The organism is Intrasporangium sp. (assembly GCF_051961875.1).
Lineage (GTDB): Bacteria > Actinomycetota > Actinomycetes > Actinomycetales > Dermatophilaceae > Intrasporangium_A.
The window spans coordinates 1-2174 of sequence record NZ_JBQCCV010000138.1; the positions used below are offsets into that span (position 1 = coordinate 1).

Below are 2174 nucleotides of genomic sequence, written 5' to 3' on the forward strand. Positions count from 1 at the left end.
CCATCGTTGGTTTCCTCCCGGGAAGTCGCCCTCGTCGGTATGTGGCTGGGCTCGCTCCAGCTCATCATCAGCTGCGTCGTCGGTACGTCAGTCGTCAGTACGTCATCAGAGTGCCACCCGGCAGGCGAGCTGCAGGGCGAGTCGGGCCTCCGGGTCGCGCAGGTCGATCCCGAGCAGGCCCTGCAGCCGCTGGATCCGCGCCGACACCGTGTTCCGGTGCAGGCCGAGCCGATCGGCGGTCGCGACTATGGACGACTCCTCGTCGAGATATGCCGCCAGCGTCTCGCGCTCGACCTCGCTGAGCGGCGAGAGCATCGAGGCCGCCGCCGAGGCGAACGTGTCGCCTCCCGTCCAGGCGAGGAGCAGCTGCTCGAGCCCGAGGCTGTCGATGTGGACGAACCATCGGGACCGCTCCCGGTCAGCAGCAAGCCGCGCCGCGTCCCGCGCCTCGCCCAAGGTGGCGGCGAGGCCGGTCGGGCCGGCGGCGAGCGAGCCGACGCCGGTCGCGACCATGAAGGACGTCTGGGCCGCGGTGTGGATCGCGTGGAGGTCTTGGACCCGTCGGGCGATGACGGCCGGTGACGGTGTCTCGGTGAAGGTGAGCCAGCCCGTCACCCCGCCGCCGCGGGTGGCCGCGTGGGAGTCGGCCGGGACGTGGGTCAGGCGTGAGGTGACGAACCGGAGGAGCTCCAGCTGGTCGAGGCGCCCGCGGCCGACCATGCGGAAGCCGAGGTGGTAGCCGCTGGTGCGCCAGCCGTGGGCCAGCATCCGCTGCTCGACCTCGGCCCCGACCCGGCCCTGGGAATCAAGGAAGTCGCCCAGGAGGCCGGATGACTGCGACGCGTCACTGACGGCTTCGACCTCGTCGATGAGCAGGCGCGCTGCGACCATCGGCATGACGACCTGGACTGCGGTGGACAGCGCGTTGCGGTAGGCAATGCTCGCGTCCTTGCCGTGCATGGCGACTCGCAGCTTGTGGCGGGTGCGGCTCTCGACGGCGACCGAGGCGATCAGCCCGTCGGGGGACTCCGCGATGTCGAGCCAGTGGTCGAACGAGACCTGGGCGAGGAGGGAGTCGGGGATCGGCTCACCGGCCGTTTGCAGCACCCCATCGCGGTCGATGAGCGCGATGCCCTCCCCGACGTTCCCGGCGAGGTGCCCCAGCAGGTCGCCGAGGTCGTTCGCGCGGTACTCGATGGACCTGGCCACGCGGCGCACCATCCGGAGGGTCAGAGCATCGCGAGCCTCGGCCAGCTGCCAGCAGGCGCGCGCCAGCTGGAGCGGGGTCTGCGTATGGAGCACGACGAGCCCGAGCCGCCGGGCGAGGGCGCAGCTGCCCTGACCCGGGGGCTCTCCGGTGAGGGCGATGCCGGTGAAGCCTCGGTCGTGCACGCGGCGCAGGAGCGCGTCGACCTGCCACGACGCCGTGGGAGTGGGATCGACGAGCACGGCCAGCGCCCGGTCCACCTCCGCCGGGAGGGCGTCCTCGTGGTTCTCCACGACGACACGCGTCCAGGCTGTGTCACCCCCGTTGAGCACCGTCACGCCAACGGCGTCCGGGTGCTCGAGGAGCGCCCGGAGGGACAGCTCCGCACTCATCGGGGCTCACTCATCCGGTCTCCTCGAGGCCGGCGATGCCCCACTGGACGGCCTCGGCCTGGCGCCGCCGATGGGGTTCCGCGAGCCACCACGGCGGTGCCGGCAGGGCGAGGAGGACGAGGTCCTTGCCGACGGCGACCTCGTCGACCTCGAGGACGGCCATGGTGGTCGCGTCGAGGGCGGCGATGATGGTCGGCGTCGCGGCGACGACCACCCCGTTGCGGACGAGGGCGATGAGCTCGGACCGGGCGACGAGGCGCAGCACCGCCCCGTCGTCGCCCTGCACCTCGAAGGACACGACACCGGGCGCGCTCGTCTCGTGCCGGGCCTCGACGACCCGCCCGGTGGCGAGTAGGCGCCCGCCGACCGCGTCGGCCAACGTCGCCGGGTCGGTGTGGACGGCGTCGGCGGAGGCCCGACCGACGGCAAGTGCGCGCGCCAGCGTGCCGGGCATGGCGTGGTCGCGCAGGTCGCCCACCGTGAAGCCGCCGATCGCGGTGCCGGCCCAGCCGCCGTTGCACTCGATGGAGGTGCGGACGACCCGCTCGAGATCCCGCGGCCGGGCTCCCTCGACG

General features: G+C 72.7%; 2 protein-coding genes. Both read right to left on the reverse strand.

The annotated features are described in order from the left end of the window. Positions 1-105: 105 nt before the first annotated feature. Entirely contained in the window at positions 106-1599 is a 1494-nt protein-coding gene (locus tag ACTHJJ_RS08280) for a PucR family transcriptional regulator (RefSeq protein WP_440302465.1), read from the reverse strand. Between the two features lie 10 nt (positions 1600-1609). Further along, a partial coding sequence (locus ACTHJJ_RS08285) for an S-methyl thiohydantoin desulfurase domain-containing protein (RefSeq protein WP_440302466.1) occupies positions 1610-2174 on the reverse strand: 565 nt, incomplete at its 5' end.

Bases quoted from the DNA above. Each gene is read 5' to 3' on its own strand.
- ACTHJJ_RS08280 (WP_440302465.1), bottom strand. From the start codon at position 1,599: ATGAGTGCGGAGCTGTCCCTCCGGGCGCTCCTCGAGCACCCGGACGCC.